Source organism: Zoogloea sp. (genome assembly GCF_044344315.1).
Classification (GTDB): Bacteria; Pseudomonadota; Gammaproteobacteria; order Burkholderiales; family Rhodocyclaceae; genus Zoogloea.
Window position 1 is genome coordinate 56,405 of record NZ_JBIJDC010000007.1, and the last position, 16,898, is coordinate 73,302.

Annotated in this window: 14 protein-coding genes and 1 pseudogene; 9 read left to right on the plus strand and 6 right to left on the minus strand. The window is 62.4% G+C overall.

The window, feature by feature from the left end:
• Position 1 precedes the first annotated feature (1 nt).
• Positions 2 to 1,465: a glutamate synthase subunit beta gene (locus ACIQ09_RS02830; protein WP_398305783.1), complete on the plus strand. Its 1,464-nt coding sequence runs from the start codon at positions 2 to 4 to the stop codon at positions 1,463 to 1,465.
• Between the two features lie 224 nt (positions 1,466 to 1,689).
• Here the strand turns inward: ACIQ09_RS02830 and ACIQ09_RS02835 are convergent, their stop codons facing one another.
• On the minus strand, positions 1,690 to 2,886 hold the full coding sequence (locus tag ACIQ09_RS02835) for an acetate/propionate family kinase (protein ID WP_398305786.1): 1,197 nt from the start codon (positions 2,884 to 2,886) through the stop codon (positions 1,690 to 1,692).
• Positions 2,883 to 4,295, minus strand: coding sequence for a bifunctional enoyl-CoA hydratase/phosphate acetyltransferase (locus tag ACIQ09_RS02840; protein WP_398305789.1), 1,413 nt, complete (start codon positions 4,293 to 4,295; stop codon positions 2,883 to 2,885). The genes ACIQ09_RS02835 and ACIQ09_RS02840 overlap by 4 nt, the downstream gene beginning before the upstream one ends.
• 204 nt (positions 4,296 to 4,499) lie before the next feature.
• Here ACIQ09_RS02840 and glmU point away from each other — a divergent pair, with 204 nt between their 5' ends.
• The 3 genes from glmU (at position 4,500) to ACIQ09_RS02855 (ending at position 9,165) form a co-directional block, all read left to right on the plus strand.
• The gene (gene glmU / locus ACIQ09_RS02845; RefSeq protein ID WP_398305792.1) at positions 4,500 to 5,861 is read left to right on the plus strand and encodes a bifunctional UDP-N-acetylglucosamine diphosphorylase/glucosamine-1-phosphate N-acetyltransferase GlmU; all 1,362 of its coding nucleotides are present in this window, start codon (positions 4,500 to 4,502) and stop codon (positions 5,859 to 5,861) included.
• Positions 5,862 to 6,045: 184 nt separating this feature from the next.
• Positions 6,046 to 7,875 carry a glutamine--fructose-6-phosphate transaminase (isomerizing) gene (glmS, locus tag ACIQ09_RS02850; RefSeq protein WP_398305795.1) on the plus strand — a complete coding sequence of 610 codons (1,830 nt, stop codon included), beginning with the start codon at positions 6,046 to 6,048 and terminating at the stop codon, positions 7,873 to 7,875.
• 405 nt (positions 7,876 to 8,280) lie between these two features.
• A complete protein-coding gene (locus ACIQ09_RS02855) occupies positions 8,281 to 9,165 on the plus strand; it encodes a hypothetical protein (protein ID WP_398305798.1) in 885 nt (294 codons plus the stop codon).
• Between the two features lie 125 nt (positions 9,166 to 9,290).
• Here ACIQ09_RS02855 and ACIQ09_RS02860 read toward each other — a convergent pair.
• Positions 9,291 to 9,395: pseudogene (locus tag ACIQ09_RS02860) on the minus strand (IS5/IS1182 family transposase); the annotation flags it as partial.
• A 132-nt stretch (positions 9,396 to 9,527) separates the two neighbouring features.
• Here ACIQ09_RS02860 and ACIQ09_RS02865 point away from each other — a divergent pair.
• The 5 genes from ACIQ09_RS02865 (at position 9,528) to ACIQ09_RS02885 (ending at position 14,286) form a co-directional block, all read left to right on the plus strand.
• A complete protein-coding gene (locus ACIQ09_RS02865) occupies positions 9,528 to 9,902 on the plus strand; it encodes a transposase (RefSeq protein ID WP_398305801.1) in 375 nt (124 codons plus the stop codon).
• Positions 9,826 to 10,227 (plus strand): hypothetical protein, encoded by a 402-nt coding sequence (locus ACIQ09_RS02870; RefSeq protein WP_398305804.1) that lies wholly within the window; start codon positions 9,826 to 9,828, stop codon positions 10,225 to 10,227. The genes ACIQ09_RS02865 and ACIQ09_RS02870 overlap by 77 nt, the downstream gene beginning before the upstream one ends.
• A gap of 16 nt (positions 10,228 to 10,243) precedes the next feature.
• The gene (locus tag ACIQ09_RS02875) at positions 10,244 to 10,645 is read left to right on the plus strand and encodes a transposase (RefSeq protein ID WP_398305807.1); all 402 of its coding nucleotides are present in this window, start codon (positions 10,244 to 10,246) and stop codon (positions 10,643 to 10,645) included.
• 396 nt (positions 10,646 to 11,041) lie between these two features.
• The gene (locus tag ACIQ09_RS02880) at positions 11,042 to 13,516 is read left to right on the plus strand and encodes an AAA family ATPase (RefSeq protein WP_398305810.1); all 2,475 of its coding nucleotides are present in this window, start codon (positions 11,042 to 11,044) and stop codon (positions 13,514 to 13,516) included.
• On the plus strand, positions 13,513 to 14,286 hold the full coding sequence (locus tag ACIQ09_RS02885) for an HNH endonuclease (RefSeq protein ID WP_398305813.1): 774 nt from the start codon (positions 13,513 to 13,515) through the stop codon (positions 14,284 to 14,286). The genes ACIQ09_RS02880 and ACIQ09_RS02885 overlap by 4 nt, the downstream gene beginning before the upstream one ends.
• 526 nt (positions 14,287 to 14,812) lie before the next feature.
• Here ACIQ09_RS02885 and ACIQ09_RS02890 read toward each other — a convergent pair.
• The 3 genes from ACIQ09_RS02890 to ACIQ09_RS02900 form a co-directional block, all read right to left on the minus strand.
• Positions 14,813 to 15,118: a helix-turn-helix domain-containing protein gene (locus tag ACIQ09_RS02890; protein ID WP_398305816.1), complete on the minus strand. Its 306-nt coding sequence runs from the start codon at positions 15,116 to 15,118 to the stop codon at positions 14,813 to 14,815.
• Between the two features lie 3 nt (positions 15,119 to 15,121).
• On the minus strand, positions 15,122 to 15,244 hold the full coding sequence (locus ACIQ09_RS02895; RefSeq protein ID WP_398305819.1) for a hypothetical protein: 123 nt from the start codon (positions 15,242 to 15,244) through the stop codon (positions 15,122 to 15,124).
• Between the two features lie 228 nt (positions 15,245 to 15,472).
• A partial coding sequence (locus ACIQ09_RS02900) for an OsmC domain/YcaO domain-containing protein (protein ID WP_398305822.1) occupies positions 15,473 to 16,898 on the minus strand: 1,426 nt, incomplete at its 5' end.

Sequence of the window (16,898 nt, forward strand, 5' to 3'; positions counted from 1 at the left end):
CATGGGCAAGCCAACTGGATTTCTCGAGTACCAGCGTCTTTCCGAGGCCTACGCCCCGGTCGAGCAGCGTCTCAAGCACTACAAGGAGTTCGTCGATCACCTGAGCGACGACGAGGCCGCCAAGCAGGGCGCCCGCTGCATGGACTGTGGCGTGCCCTTCTGCAACAACGGCTGTCCGGTGAACAACATCATTCCCGACTGGAATGACCTGGTGTTCCGGGGCAACTGGAAGGAGGCCATCGCCGTCCTGCACTCCACCAACAACTTCCCGGATTTCACCGGCCGGATCTGCCCCGCCCCGTGCGAGGCGGCCTGCACGCTGAACATCAACACCGACGCGGTGGGCATCAAGTCCATCGAGCACGCCATCATCGACAAGGCCTGGGAAAACGGCTGGGTCGTACCGCAGCCGCCCACGTCCAAGACCGGCAAGAAGGTTGCCGTCGTCGGCTCCGGCCCGGCCGGCCTGGCCGCGGCCCAGCAACTGGCGCGTGTCGGCCACGATGTCACCGTCTTCGAGAAGAGCTCCCGCATCGGCGGCCTGCTGCGTTACGGTATCCCCGACTTCAAGATGGAGAAGTCCCATATCGACCGTCGTGTCGCGCAGATGGAAGCCGAAGGCGTGACCTTCCGCACCAAGGTCTGTGTCGGCACCAAGCCCGGCGTCACCGGTATCAACGATGACGCAGTGGAAGTGGTGACGGCTGACCAGCTCAAGTCCGAGTTCGATGCGGTGATCCTGGCTGCCGGTTCCGAAGTGCCCCGCGACCTGCCCGTTCCGGGCCGCGAGCTGGCCGGCGTGCATTTTGCGCTCGAGCTGCTGGTGCCCCAGAACAAGGAAGTGGCCGGCGACGACAAGAACCCCATCTCCGCCACCGGCAAGCACGTCATCGTGATCGGTGGTGGTGATACCGGTTCCGACTGTGTGGGCACCTCCAACCGTCACGGTGCTGCATCCGTGACCCAGTTTGAAGTGATGCCCGAGCCGCCGAAGGAAGAGAACCGTCCGCTGACCTGGCCCTACTGGCCGATCAAGCTGCGCACCTCTTCCTCCCACGACGAGGGTTGTCAGCGCGAGTTTGCCGTGTCCACCAAGGAATTCATCGGTGAAAACGGCAAGGTCAAGGCTCTGCGCACCGTCGAACTCGAGTGGAAGGACGGCAAGCCGTCCGAAGTCCCGGGTTCGGAGCGTGAGCTGCCGGCCGATCTGGTGTTGTTTGCCATGGGCTTCACCAATCCGGTGGCGTCGCTGCTGGAAGCCTTCGGTGTCGACAAGGATGCCCGCGGCAACGCCAAGGCCACCACTGACGGCGAAGGCTGCTACGCCACCAACGTGGCCAAGGTCTTTGCCGCCGGTGACGTCCGCCGCGGTCAGTCCCTGGTGGTGTGGGCCATCCGCGAAGGCCGTCAGGCCGCCCGCGAGGTGGACACCTTCCTGATGGGCAGCAGCGTCCTGCCGCGCTGAGGCCAGTACCGCCCCAAGAAAAAGCCCGCAATTGCGGGCTTTTTCGTTTTGACGCGGGGTGCGTACCTTTATGGATATCGCGATGTGCTGGCTTGAGGAGGGGCGACTTGTAGGGGCGACTTCAGTCGCCCATCGCGGGTTGAGCACCGGCATGCCCTTCATCGAAGTCCGCGGGCGACTAAAGTCGCCCCTACGGGAGGAGAGCTCCCGTAACGCGGCGTCTCTTACAGGCCCAGCAGATTCACCGCATGGTGGCCGATCATCCATTCCTCGTTGGTGGGCACCACCAGGACTTCGATCTTGCTGTCCCGGGCATGGATGCGGGTGGCGTGGCGTTCGTTGGCGGCAGGGTAGAGAGACAAGCCGGTCCATGCCAGCCACTCGGCGATGCGGGCGCGCACTGGCGCCGCGTGTTCGCCGATGCCGCCGGTGAACACCAGCGCATCGAGGCCCCCGGCAGCCATGCTGAGCTGGCCGATCATGCAGGCCGCACGGTAGCAGAACAGTTCGATGGCTTCCTTGGCCGATTCCTCATCCGATTCCAGCAGCGCCCGCATGTCCTGGCTGATGCCGGATACGCCCAGCAGGCCTGACTGCTTGTAGAGCAGGTTGCTCAGGGCTTTTGCATCCATCCCCTTCTGCTCCACCAGGTGCAGGATCACGCCGGGGTCCAGGCTGCCGGTGCGGGTGCCCATCATCAGGCCGTCCACTGCGGTGAAGCCCATGCTGGTGTCCCGTGACTGGCCATCCCGCAGGGCACACATGCTGGCGCCGTTGCCCAGGTGGGCGATGACGATGCCGCTCCGTGCCTTCTCCTCACCCAGCAGGTCGGGCAGCTGGCGCGACACGAATTCGTAAGACAGGCCGTGAAAGCCGTAGCGCTTGATGCCCTCATTGGTCAGCGCGCGGGGGATGGGGAAGCGGCTCGCCACCGGCAGGCGGGTACGGTGGAAGGCAGTGTCGAAGCAGCCCACCTGGCGCACGTTGGGCATCAGGCCGAAGAGCAGCTTGATGGCGCGCAGGTTGTGGGGCTGGTGCAGGGGCGCCAGCGGAATCAGCGTTTCAAGTTCCGTCACCACTTCTGGCGTCAGCACCACGGGGGCGCCGTAGTGATCACCGCCGTGCACGATGCGGTGGCCGGCTGCCACGATGTCCACGCCCGGGCTGTGGCGGTTGATCCAGCCGAAGATGAACTCCAGGGCCAGGCGGTGCTGGCCATTCTGGTCGGTGCCCTCCGGCACGCTGAGCGCCTCGGTGAAGCGCTCGCCGCTGTGGGTGTCCTTGGCGTGCATCAGCGGCTCGGCGCCGATGCCTTCCACCTGGCCCGACAGGCGCGGCGTATCGGCCAGGCGCGGGGTCATGGGGAACAGGGCGAACTTCAGGCTCGAAGATCCTGCGTTGAGGATCAGAACGGCTTTCATAGACGGACTCCAAGGCGACGTTTGTGGGCCATGAGCTGTGCGATGGCACAGGAGGCGGTTCGGGTTTCGGCGGTATCGGCGCGGCTGGTGAGCACGATGGGCACCCGGGCACCCAGCACCACGCCGGCCATCAGGGCGTCGGCGAGGTATTCGAGCTGCTTGGCCATCATGTTGCCGGACTCCAGGTCGGGCACCATCAGGATGTCAGCCTGGCCGGCCACGGCCGAACGGATGCCCTTGGTCTTGGCGGCCACCAGGGACACGGCGTTGTCGAAGGCCAGCGGGCCATCCAGCAGGCCGCCCTTGATCTGGCCGCGGTCGGCCATCTTGCACAGGGCGGCGGCATCGAGGGTCGAGCGGATCTTCTCATTGACCGTTTCAACCGCCGACAGGATGGCCACCTTCGGTTCGGGCACGCCCATCATGATCGCCAGTTCGATGGCGTTCTGGATGATGTGCACCTTGTCGGCCAGGGTCGGTTCGATGTTGATGGCCGCATCGGTGATCAGCAGCGGGTGAGGGTAGGTGGGCACATCGGCCATGAACACATGGGACAGGCGCCGCGCCGTGCGCAGGCCGGTCTCCTTGGCCACCACCTCGCTCATCAGCTCGTCGGTATGCAGCGAGCCCTTCATCAGGGCCTCCACCTCGCCGTTGCGGGCAAGGCGCACGGCGGTCTCGGCGGAGGCGTGGCTGTGGGGCACGTCGATGATGCGCACGCCGCGCAGGTCGATGCCGTCGCGGGCCGCCACTTCGCGGATCTTGCTCTCCGGGCCGACCAGCACCGGAATCACCAGCCCGGCATCGCGGGCCTGGATGGGGCCGCGCAGGGACTCGGTATCACAGGGGTGGGCCACGGCGATGGGGATGGGCTCCATGCCCTTGGTCATCTCCAGCACGTGGAGATAGCGCTGCTGGCGGTCGGAGATGGTGATCCCCGGCAGGGCCATGCGCGGGCGCTTGATCTTCTCGGTGGGGGCCATCACCTCGGCGGTGCCGTCGATGACTTTCAGCCCGTCCTGGTTGACGCACTGGCAGTCGAGCAGCAGGTGGTGGTTGTGCTCGAAGCGCTGGGTACAGGTGATGGTGACGGTGAGCGTGTCACCAATGGTGATGGGGCGCCAGAACTTGAGGGTCTGGCCCACATAGACAGTGCCCGGTCCCGGAAACTCGGTGCCGAGAATGGAGGAAATCAGCACGCTGCCCCACATGGAGTGGCCGACCACCTCCCGGAACTGGCTGGATCGGGCAAACTCCGGGTCCACGTGGGTCGGGTTCACGTCGCCCGACATCACCGCGAAAAGGTGGATGTCTTCGGGGCGCAGGGTGCGAACCAACAGCGCGGAGTCGCCCACGGCGATCTCGTCAAATGTCCGGTTCTGGATGAAATCGCGAGCTTCGGTTGTCATGGTGTGTCCTGAGGTTGCAATGCAGCATGAGCAATTCTACGGAAAGGCCCTTTGGGAACTTTAGCATTAGATCAAATGAGTGCTGCATTGCATCACTGACACTGAAATTGTGGCGGTATGTAATCCGAGAACTGCGCCGCAAAGCCGCAAAATGCCCCATGCTAGAATTTGTGGAATTGTCATCTCACCCTATCAAGGGCTCTTATGGAAGTGATCGTACTGGCCGCCGGCCAAGGTAAGCGCATGCGTTCGGTGTTGCCCAAGGTCTTGCAGCCCCTGGCGGCCAAGCCCATGCTGGCCCATGTCCTGGATACCGCTCGCATCCTTGAGGCGCGGCGCATCGTGGTGGTGTACGGCCACGGTGGCGAAGTGGTGCGCGAAGCGCTTGATGCCCCCGACCTGGCCTGGGCCCGGCAGGACCCGCCCCAGGGCACCGGTCATGCAGTGCAGCAAGCCATGCCCCTGGTGGACGACGGCGACACCGCCCTGATCCTCTACGGTGACGTGCCCCTGATCGGCGTGCCCACCCTGCAGCGGCTGATGGCTGCCGCCAGCGACACCACCCTGGCGCTCCTCACCGTGTCCATGGACAACCCCGCCGGTTACGGCCGCATCCTGCGCGATGGCGCCGGCAAGGTCACCCGCATCGTCGAAGAGAAGGACGCCACCGCCGACGAGCGCCGCGTCCAGGAAGTGAACACCGGCATCCTCGCCGCCCCGGTCGCCCGCCTGCGCCAGTGGCTGGGCAACTTGAAAAACGACAACGCCCAGGGCGAGTACTACCTCACCGACATCATCGCCATGGCCGTAGCCGACGGCCTGGAAGTCGTTACCACCCAGCCCGACGCCTTCGAGGAAACCCTGGGCGTCAACAACAAGACCCAGCTCGCCGAACTCGAACGCATCCACCAGCGCAACATCGCCCGCAGCCTCACCGACGCCGGCGTCACCGTCATCGACCCGGCCCGCCTCGACGTGCGTGGCAGCCTCGAATGTGGCCGCGACGTGGAGATCGACATCAACTGCATCTTTGAAGGCAAGGTGGTGTTGGGCGACGGTGTGCGCATCGGCGCCAACTGCATCGTGCGCAACGCCACTCTCGGCGCCGGCACCCGAGTGGCCGCCTTCTCCCAGATCGAAGACACCACCATGGGCGAAGCCTGCATCATCGGCCCCTACGCCCGCACCCGCCCCGGCACCGTGCTCGGCAATGACGTGCACCTGGGCAACTTTGTCGAAGTCAAAAACAGCATCATCGCCGATCACTCCAAGGCCAACCACCTGGCCTACGTGGGCGACGCCGACATCGGCCAGCGCGTCAATGTGGGCGCCGGCACCATCACCTGCAACTATGATGGCGCCAACAAGTTCCGCACCATCATCGAAGACGACGTCTTCATCGGCTCCGACACCCAGCTCGTCGCCCCTGTGCGCGTCGGCAAGGGCGCCACCCTGGGCGCCGGCACCACCCTCACCAAAGACGCCCCCGCCGAACAGCTCACCGTCTCCCGCGCCAGGCAGATGTCCCTGGCAGGCTGGCAGCGCCCGGTGAAAGTGAAGAAGTGAAGATTTCCGTTGGGGGCACCTGTAGGGGCGACTCTGTAGGGGCGACTTCAGTCGCCCACCCCGCGCCCATTGCAGGCATGCCGTTGATCGAAGTCCGTGGGCGACGGAAGTCGCCCCTACGCGAGGCCGACGGCTCCCCCCTCGCCTTGCCTTGACAACACCCAACATCTGAAAGGCCCCCACCATGTGTGGCATCGTTACCGCCATTGCCCGTCGCAACATCGTTCCCGTGCTGCTCGAGGGCCTGCGCAAGCTCGAATACCGGGGCTATGACTCCGCCGGCCTCGCCGTGCTCAAGGACGGCAAGCTGCAGCGCCTGCGCGCAGTCGGCCGCGTCGCCGAGCTCGCCGCCCAGGCCGATGCCACCCACCTGAGCGCCGAGATCGGCATCGCCCACACCCGCTGGGCCACCCACGGCGTGCCCTCCGAGCGCAATGCCCACCCCCACATCTCCGCCGGCCTCGCCGTGGTGCACAACGGCATCATCGAAAACTTCGAAGCGCTGCGCACCCAACTGCGTGCCAAGGGCTACGCCTTCACTTCCGAGACCGACACCGAGGCCATCGCCCACCTGCTCCACGACACCCTCAAGACCACGCCCGACCTCTTCGACGCCGTGCGCGCCACCATCAGCCAGCTGATCGGCGCCTACGCCATCGGCGTGGTGAGCGAAGCCGAGCCCGACCGCGCCATCGTCGCCCGCAAGGGCTCGCCCCTGCTGCTGGGCATTGGCGAAGACGGCCACTACGCCGCCTCCGACACCGCCGCCCTGCTGCAGGTCACCCGCAAGGTGGTGTACCTGGAAGACGGCGACGTGGCCGAACTCACCCTCGACGGCTACCGCGTCACCCTCGCCGACGGCACCCCCGTCGAGCGCCCGGTGAACATCTCCAGCCTGTCGGCCGACGCCGTCGAGCTGGGCAAGTACCGCCACTACATGCAGAAGGAGATCTTCGAGCAGCCCCAGGCCCTGGGCAATACCCTCGAAATGATCGCCGGCGGCGGCGGCATCTCCCCGCAGCTCTTCGGCACCGACGCCGTGGACATCTTCGGCGCCACCCGCCGCGTCCTCATCCTCGCCTGCGGCACCAGCTACCACGCCGGCCTCGTCGCCCGCTACTGGATCGAAGCCGTCTCCAAGCTCCAGTGCACCGTCGAGATCGCCAGCGAATACCGCTACCGCGAATCCGTGCCCGACCCGGAAACCCTGGTCGTCGTCATCTCCCAGTCCGGTGAAACCGCCGACACCCTGGCCGCCCTCAAGTTTGCCAAGGGCCTGGGCATGACCAAGACCCTGGCCATCTGCAACGTGCCCGAGTCCGCCATCGTCCGCGAAACCGCCCTGCGCTTCGTCACCCGCGCCGGCCCCGAGATCGGCGTCGCCTCCACCAAGGCCTTCACCACCCAGCTTGCCGCCCTGGCGCTCCTCACCCTGGCCCTGGCCAAGGTCAATGGCCGCCTCAGCGAACAGGCCGAAGCCGAACACCTCACCCAGCTGCGCCACCTCCCCGTGGCCGTCGCCAAGGTGGTCGAACTCGAACCCGAGATCGAACGCTGGGCCCAGCGCTTCGCCAACAAGCAGCACGCCCTCTTCCTGGGCCGGGGCATGCACTACCCCATCGCCCTCGAAGGCGCCCTCAAGCTCAAGGAAATCTCCTACATTCACGCCGAAGCCTACCCCGCCGGCGAGCTCAAGCACGGCCCCCTGGCCCTGGTGGACAAGGACATGCCCGTCATCTCCGTGGCCCCCAACGACAGCCTGCTCGAAAAGCTCAAGAGCAACCTGCAGGAAGTAAAGGCCCGCGGCGGCGAGCTGTATGTGTTTGCCGACGCCGGCAGCGAGATCCCCGAAAGCGAAGGCGTGCACATCCTGCACCTGCCCGAACACTACGGCATGCTCTCCCCCATCCTCCACGTCATCCCCCTGCAACTGCTCAGCTACCACGCCGCGCTGGTGAAGGGCACGGATGTGGATAAGCCGCGGAACCTGGCGAAGAGTGTGACGGTGGAGTGATCGGGCGGGGGCTAGCCATGTCAGCTTGTCGCCTTCGCCTTGCCTGATGCGCTGAGCGGGTCAGGCTGGATGAGAGCTTGGTTCGTTAAAGCGCCCGGTGATCCGGGCGTTTTGACGTTCTTGGGGGGCGGTAGGTTGGTTGTCTGCTGTTCGGCCGAAGCGGTCACGCGCAGCAGCAGGCGAGGCAGTCCGCTTAAGGCTGATATCAGCCGTTCATCACGGACTGCTTGGTGAGCCTAAAGTATGGGAAGGTCAGGCTGGAAGAGGACGACAGATCTCTCGGCTCGAACGGAACGGGCTGCATAAGGTTGGCAAAAGGTGCGGTTTGCAGTCACGCGGTTCAGCCTCGGAGCCCAGTGGTTTCTTGGATAGACTGATAGAAATTCCAGAAAAAAGTATATAAGCATGATTGGTGAAATTCTAGGCGCTCTGAACATAATCGAAAAAGCCGGGCGGTTCATTGAGTGGGTTCGGAAGACTCGAAAACCCCCTACTGAATCTGTCAGTAGTCGATTTATCCAGCTCTTTGAGAGCCATGACGTTCATCGAAACCAGATTCCACGGTTTTTCGGTCATGGCCTAACCATAAAGGATGTTCAGAACGAGGCAGCGCTTCTTGACAAGCTCAATGAGCCTGTACTTGATGCGGCTTGTTGTCTTTTTGGTGTGCGCCGTGAATGGCTGGAAGGTGCGGAATCTCAAGTTTATCCCTGCCATGATTTTTACAAGCATCCCGAAGATGTGGCTCCCTTTCTGAAAGCGTTAAAAGTCAAGAATCCGGATGGTAGCCTGGACGGTGTATTGGTCGCCCTAGCAGAGAAGCGGGATAATGCACTAGTCATCCTTAGGGAGGTGGTCGGAGAGGTTGGTGACAAACCCATCTATCGATATCACCTGTGCAACAACTGGTTGTTCGACTACTGGAAGTCTCGGGCTTACCTGACGGCCTTCGTTGCAATTGCCTGGAAGCATGGCGTCCACATTCAGGGGGGGGCCTTGCCATCGAAGGAAATAAAGCGGATCGCAGAAGGAGAAGCGTTGCTTGTTTCTGAAGATGGAAATGCGCTGGGCCGATACGGAAAACTTTGGCATCCAGAGGATATGGCGCTAAAGCCGGACGATTACTTGGCAGGCATCGATCCAGAACTTAAGGGTTTCGGGGTGAAAGCAGCCTTGAGCCTCTGGCTCGAACTCGAAGAAAAGGGATACATGAGTACGGGGCTGCCTATGTACCCAAGGGAGAACATCCGCGCTTCGTTTGAGCAAGCCCTCGGCAAATTTAAACCCTAGGGAGACGTTGAACAAATCCCCTTCCAAACGCTCCCGAGCGAGTTTCCGGCCAAGTCCATTCAAACATGCTGGCCTCCAAGCATCAAAAGACCGATTTTCGAGGAACATGCTTCCGATTTCACCGCTCAGGACGTACCTCGGGCGTTCATCCCCGGAATGCGCTTTTGGGCGAGCAGCAAATTGGCGAAGCCAAACAGCGAGAAGAGTTGCGCCTCGTTCCGGAGGCCGCGCCCGAGGCGAGCCCCCCCAGGTCGACAAAGGCCTCCTGAGGTACTGGCGTTTGTGCCTGTGCCGCCGTGTATTGACCCAGTAAAACCCTGCTCAGGTGTTAACCTTGAAAGGAACGACACATGAGTACGGCGATGGAAGAAGAAATCAAACGTTGGACAGCCAAGCGCAAGAGCACGTTGGTGATGGAGATCCTGCAGGGTAAGACGACGGTAGCGGAGGCCAGCCGTGCGTACGATCTGCCCCCGTCGGAGATTGAGACCTGGATCGACGAGGCCCGACGGGGCATGGAGAACGCGTTGCGTGCCAACCCGCTGGACATCCGGGAGCAGTACGAGAAACAGATCGAGCAGCTCCAGGAAGCCTACGGAGAAGCGATGCTGGAGCTGCGTGCCAGAGAAAATTGCAGTCCCTGTTGGGCGAGGACGAGAAGTGATCGAGACGATCCGCCAGGGACTCAAGGAAGAAGGGATCGTCGTCTCGATCAGTCAGCTGTGCCGGTGGTTTGAAGTACCCCGTCGGACGTTCTACTACCAGTCGGTGAAGGCGCCGCCGAAGGTTCAACCCCGCTTTGCCGAACCGATCAAGGCGATGATCGAGGACAACCCGTCCTTTGGCTACCGGACGGTGGCCCACCTGCTGGGGCTCAACAAGAACACGGTGCAGCGGGTGTTCCAGCTGCGCGGCTGGCAGGTCAGGAAGCGCCTGGTCGGGTTTCGGCTGCGGATTGAGGCTCGGCGCCCAAGGGCATCCCAGCCCAACGAGAACGCTGGGCGACGGATCTATGCCGTGTTTGGGCGGGCCATGATGGCTGGGCGACGCTGGCACCAGTGACTGCTTCAGCCGGGAGTTGCTGGGCTGGCACGTCTCTCGGAGCGGCAAATCCCGCACCACTGAAAGCGCGCTGGCGCGGGCCCTGATCGCGCGCTTCGGTACGCTGAGGCGCGTGAAGGAGCCCTTCCTGCTGCGTTCGGACAACGGCCTGGTCTTCACCAGCCGCAGTTACACGGCGCTGGTCAAAAGCTATGGCCTGAAGCAGGAATTCATCACGCCCTATACCTCGCAGCAGAACGGCCTGGTGGAGCGGATGATCCGGACGCTGAAAGAGCAGTGTATCCACCGCCACCGCTTCGAAACCCTGCAGCACGCCAGCCGCGTGATCGGCGACTGGATCCAGTTCTACAACCACCAACGGCCCCATCAGGCCCTGGAGATGAAGACACCCGCTGAGGCATTCGCTTTAGCGGCGTGACCTGTGCAGGATTTGCTGGGTCAATACACCAAAGGATGTTGTGCGAGGACGTGATCGTCATCGGCTCAGGAGCGACTGAGAAGATGACTTGGCTGGACGCTTACGGCATATTTGGCGACACATATGCTCCGGCCGATCTCCTGTCGTTGGTCTGAAGGACTGTTTATCGACCGGAGCGGACTGCTGCAGGCATGGATGAGCATGACCGCTACCGCACCTGAAGAGGCACTGGCTGTCCGAATCTGGTGCCGTAAAGCTTCCGGTCAAACACCCCCAAAGTCTCCGTCCCCGCGACACGCCCCTCTAACTCGATCGGCATAACACACAAAGCCTTGATGATGTGAAAATGGGCTCATAAGCCAAGGCTGGAACTGGCCATCTTCCGAGGGAGGAATAATGTTTGACGAGCGGGCCGTACAGACGGCGAAGTTCTGGGAGGAATTGCGCGCGCTGCGTGCGCCCTCCGGGCTGAGGGAGGACGAGTTCGAGCGGTTCGCGCTGATAGTGATTGGTCTCACCTGCGTGGCGCGGTCGCCAGGGCCTTGGCCCGACGAGATGACCCACCGGGCGAGGGAGATTTTTATGATCCTGACGACAATAGATCCATACCAGGAAGAGAATCGTTTTCGTCAAGCATGGTTTGGCGCGTGCGATGCGCTGGCCAGAATCTTTCGGATCACCGGCCAAGCCGACGTCCCGCGCGAGGTCGGATCTTTTCAAGCATTCGAAAACATCGTCAGAATGCTCGACCACTTTGAGGGGGCCTGGGCCTCGCAGAGGGAGTTCCTACTGGACTGTTTCGACGAGGTGTTTCATCGAGTCGTCAGTCGCCTGACCGTGACCGGGTACCGCAGTGGCGACACTGCAGCGGCTTTGGCGGCTCACCTCTCGGCACGCGTCGACCGTATCTCTGAGTATTTCGCAACAACGGGCGAGTTCGCCGTGTTGCGGAGTACTCTCCTCAGGGTGGAGACGTCCGCGCGCATAGGCGTGATCGACCGCCTGAACTTCTTCATCGGTCTTCGGCTTAGCCTTCACGGCATTGATGCGGAGGACCAGCCACCGCGCGAAGACGATCTTGCGTCCTTCGTCGGCCGTCGCTTTTTGCTGGTTGATCATCCGCGCCGAGACCCCACGGGGCGGCGTCCGCATTCACAAAGATGGGCCGATCACCAAACCTCGCTCGAGGCCCTGGGCCACTTGCTGCAGAATCAGTCCGATCTCGGAGTGAGTTTGATCATCGTTCCTGGTGCCGATCGATCGGCCGGGGGATGGCGAAACAATCTGCGAGAGTATCTCGTGCGCAGCGGTCGGCTGCTCGCGGTGATCGATCTTCCCCAAGATCGCCGACATGGATCGCGCAAGCAGGTGTCGGCTTGGCTACTCGGGGAAGGGGAGCTGCCAAGCAACCATGTGCTGATGGTGGACGCGAAAGGTCTCGCCGGCAGAGGCGAACTTCGCGAGGCCGGCCTCCTGATGGCGTTCGTGGCTGCGATTGTGTCGCTTGGCACGCCGGAGGGGTGGCCCTCCTCGAGCCTCCCAAGGCGGCACAAATTCAGATCGGACGACTTAGAAGGAATGCTGGAGGCTTACTTCAAGGACGGGTATCGGGACGTGGAGGGCGTCTGCCGGCGCGTTCATGTTAGCGAACTCGCCGAGAAGGCCTACAGGCTCGCTGCGTCCGTCTATATCGAAGGCGCGGACAAGGAGACGAAGCGCAAGACGTTCATGCCTTTGCTCAACAACGCCCCCGTTTTGGAGGCCCTGCGGCAAGGACGTGACGACGGCACGCGCATCTACGTCATTGGCAACAACGGCGAAGGCAAGAGCATTCTGCTCGGTGATCTGGCGGATCGTTTGGTGAAGGAAGGCCAGCGCGTCGTCGGCATCTCGTTCGGACTGACGGACAGGTTTCCGTTCGAGCGGCCCAAGCACGACGGACAGCAGTTCATCTATGTCGGGGCCCGCACCTCGGAAAGCGGCATTGCGCTTGGCCGCACTTCGGCGGACGTTAATCGCATGGTGCGCGAGATCCACGTGAGCGCCGAGCGGCTCAAGGTCTTCGACGCGGTCGTGAGGCACCTCGGCTTCGGCGAGCGTCGGTACTTGGTGCCATTTGGCCTGAACAGATCTTTCGATGACGACCGAGAGCGTTACGCCGAACTGCAGCAGCTCACGGAAAGCGCCGATGAGAACGCGCGCATCCTTCAGCACGCAGGCGCGAACAGGTACGAGCTGGGTCTCATGCGACAGGAGTCTCAGCGTTCGATAACGAGATTCGGCGAGTTGAGCTCGGGGGAGCAGCAACTGCTGACCCTGGCCCTCAAGCTCACGGCCTACGCCGGCGACAGCACCGTGATCCTGGTAGACGAGCCGGAGTTGAGCCTTCACGTGAGCTGGCAGCGCGCCATTCCGGGGATGTTGGAGATCGTTGGCTCCCGCATGGGCTGCTCAATGGTCGTGGCGACGCACTCCCCCGTCGTCGTCGCCAGCGCGACCCATCGCGACGATAAATGTTTCGTCGCCCGCAGGCATGGGCTCACTGAACTTGGCATTCGTCAGCGTCGATCGGTCGAGACGGCATTGTTCGATGGATTTCGGACCTACACGGCGAACAACCGGCAAGTGCACGAGCGCTGCGCCGCGATGGTGTCGCAAACCATCCAGCGTCTCAATGCCCGGTCGCCCGAACAGAATGGGAATCTTCCTACCTTGGAGTCGCTGCATGAAGAGCTGGAGTTGATGGACCAGGTCATTCGGATGGCCGGCTCGGCGCAGTTGTCGCATGCGCGGGAAGACCTGGAGTTGGTCGCTCGCACCCGTTCGGCCATCGATGAACTCGCGTCGATCGAGCGAGGAAACGCCACATGAGTTGGTTCAAGGGAACACATCCCTCGCGGATAGAAATGCGCCGAGAGCTCAAGCTGTACCTCGGTGTGGCGCATGAAACCAAGAAGCATGTCCCACGCACGCAGGTGCTGCTTCGGAAGTTGTGGACCCAGGCGCGCTCACGTCCGTTTGTCGATGTTTGGCCGACGCTGGACGCGATGGCCGATGTTACGGCGCTGGGGACCATCACGGGAGCCTCCATCAAGTCCGCCTTCAGGCGCCGGCTGTTGGAGTTGCAGGGGGGGCGGTGCTGCTATTGCCGCCGCTGGCTGGTCAGCACGGCGTACGCCAAACCCATCGAGCACATCCTTCCGCGGCACCACTACCCGCAGTTCTCCATCGAATTCTGGAATCTGGCAGTGGCTTGTAGCGATTGCAACGGCGCCAAGACCAATGACGTGTGGGGCGCCATCTCGACAGCGCGGCGCCGATACCCGAGCCCCCGGGAATTCACCGACACGTTTCACCCGAGGTTGCATCGATACGATGATCACGTCCGCTACGTGAGGCTGGAGACGAACGTGAGCGCGGTTGTGCTCTTCACCGGATTGACGCGCCAAGGTCAGCACCTGTGTAGCTCGCTGCTGCACCGCATTGCGGCCAAGGAGACTTTGGTCGAGAACAATCCGGCCTTGGCGCCGGCGATGGACCAGATCCGCAACTTCGAGGCGAAGGCTGAAGGCATGCGCCTAGAGCGCTTCGACGCCTTCCGCAAAGCGCTTGACCAAAGCGTCATGCGCCTGCTCGAGTAGTTCGACCCTCCTCGGACAATCACCATGTGCACCGGGGAGGATGCATGCGACCCAGCTACATGCTGGTCGACTACGAAAATGTGCATTGCTTGAGGACAGGCACCTTGACACTAAGGCACTCGCGGACGTGCGGGAAGCCTCAAGAAGCGGCCTGCCTTAACACAGAGGCGAATGTTCGGCCAATAGCCATCCGGCAGAGCGAAAGTGCACAAAACCTGCCCGTCATCACCGGCAGGAGTTGGCCGTCAGCAGTCAGCCAAGCACATATGCATGACCTTCCGCTTCGGCCGATCACCTGTCACTCAGCACCAGAGTCAGAATGGCAAGTCGCTGCCACATCGCGATATGCGGGTATCCATCTCGCTGCGCTCCATCCTCTCAGGTGGGGTGAGCTACGCCCCCACAGCGAGGCATGCCCGATCTGTCCCCGACCCCGTTTCCGCACACCTGGATCGAACAGCAGGATCAGCAATGAATAGCTGCGCAAAAATGTCCTCCGCTTCGAAGCCGGAGAACGTAGGTCCGCTCAGCTATCCCCATCCAGTGGCGGCACAATGATCCGGCAGACGCCGAGTCTCAGCCCCAACACGCCAAAAATCCGGTTCATGGTCTGCACACTCCCTTCGCTGCGTTCCTGCTCGATGTCTTGAAGGGTCCGGTGTGAGACACCGGAGAGCTTGGCCATCTCCGCTGTCGTCAGTCGGATTGTTCTCCTCATATGGCGGATGGCTTGTGGGAGCGACCATTCCGGGTGGGCGAGGACGGATTCGATGGCCTCCCGACGCAGGTCCAGTTGCTCGGAGGCGGAGATGCTCTTGTAGCGTTTGTCCATGCGTCAAGTCAGGTCGGCAAGTTCCTGGGCGCGGGCGAGAATCCCGGGCCGCAGGTGATGGAGCGTCTCGGTATCCAGGCCAAAGCGCTCTCCCTGGTTCGCCACGTCCTCAAGGGCTGGCGCCATCGCCTTGAGTCCTGCGACCAGGGATTCGCGTTGGATGAGGGGCCTGCCTTTGGTGCGTCCGCGCCCTTCTTTATGCGTCACGCCACCCATCGTCGACATGGATCTGCAGTGTGCAATCGGCTGTCATTTGCACAGAATTCTAGTAAGAAAGATCCACCAAGAAGGGGTTATAGGCCTATTTTTCTGTGCAAATACTTGGTTTGCTTGCGCCCGATCCCAGCCCCACTCCTAACCCGCCAAAGCCACCCCCTTACCCCGCGCCCCATGCAGCTTCCTGTAGCTGTCAATCAGCCGCTGGTGCCTGTCCAGCCCTTCCAGTTTCATGCTCGTCGGGGTCAGGCCGTGGAAGCGCACGCTGCCGTCCACTGAGCCCAGCACCGCGTCCATCCGCGGGTTGCCGAACATGCGGCGGAAGTTGGTTTCGTAGTCATCCAGTTCCAGCTCATCGTCCAGCAGCACTTCCAGCACTACGTTCAGGGCCTGGTAGAAGAGCCCGCGCTCGACGGTGTTTTCGTTGTATTGCAGGAAGGTTTCCACCTGTTCCTTCGCGGCTTCAAATTGCTGCAAGGCCAGATTGATCAGCAGCTTCAATTCCAGGATGGTCAGCTGGCCCCAGGCGGTGTTTTCGTCAAACTCGATGCCGATCAGGGTGATGATGTCGGTGTAATCGTCCAGCTCGCTGTCTTCCAGGCGTTCCAGCAGGGCTTCCAGGCGGGCGTCGTCAAGGCGGTGCAGGTTGAGGATGTCCTTGCGGAACAGCAGGGCCTTGTTGGTGTTGTCCCAGATCAGGTCTTCCACCGGGTAGACCTCGGAATAGCCCGGCACCAGGATGCGACAGGCGGTGGCGCCGAGCTGGTCATAGACCGCCACGTACACTTCCTTGCCCATGTCTTCGAGAATGCCGAACAGGGTGGCGGCCTCCATGGCATTGGAGTTTTCTCCGTGGCCGGAAAAGTCCCATTCAACAAATTCGTGATCGGCCCTGGCGCTGAAGAAGCGCCACGACACCACGCCGCTGGAGTCGATGAAGTGCTCCACAAAGTTGTTTGGCTCGGTGACGGCGTTGCTTTCAAAGGTGGGGCGGGGCAGGTCGTTGAGGCCTTCAAAGCTGCGTCCCTGCAGCAGCTCGGTCAGGCTGCGCTCCAGCGCCACTTCCAGGCTGGGGTGCGCGCCAAAGGATGCAAACACGCCGCCGGTGCGCGGGTTCATCAGGGTGACGCACATCACCGGATACTGCCCGCCCAGCGATGCATCCTTCACCAGCACCGGAAAGCCCTGCTTCTCCAGCGCGTCGATGCCGGCCAGGATGCCGGGGTATTTGGCCAGCACGTCCGGCGGCACGTCGGGCAGGGCGATTTCGCCTTCGAGGATTTCGCGCTTCACCGCCCGCTCGAAGATCTCTGAAAGGCATTGCACCTGGGCTTCGACCAGGGTGTTGCCGGCGCTCATGCCATTGCTGAGGAAGAGGTTGTCGATCAGGTTGGACGGGAAATACACCACCTCGCCGTCCGACTGGCGCACATAGGGCAGCGAGCAGATGCCGCGCTTCACGTTGCCGGAGTTGGTGTCGTACAGGTGCGAGCCACGCAATTCGCCATCGGGGTTGTAGATTGCCAGGCAGTGGGCGTCGAGAATGCCCGCCGGCAGCGCATCC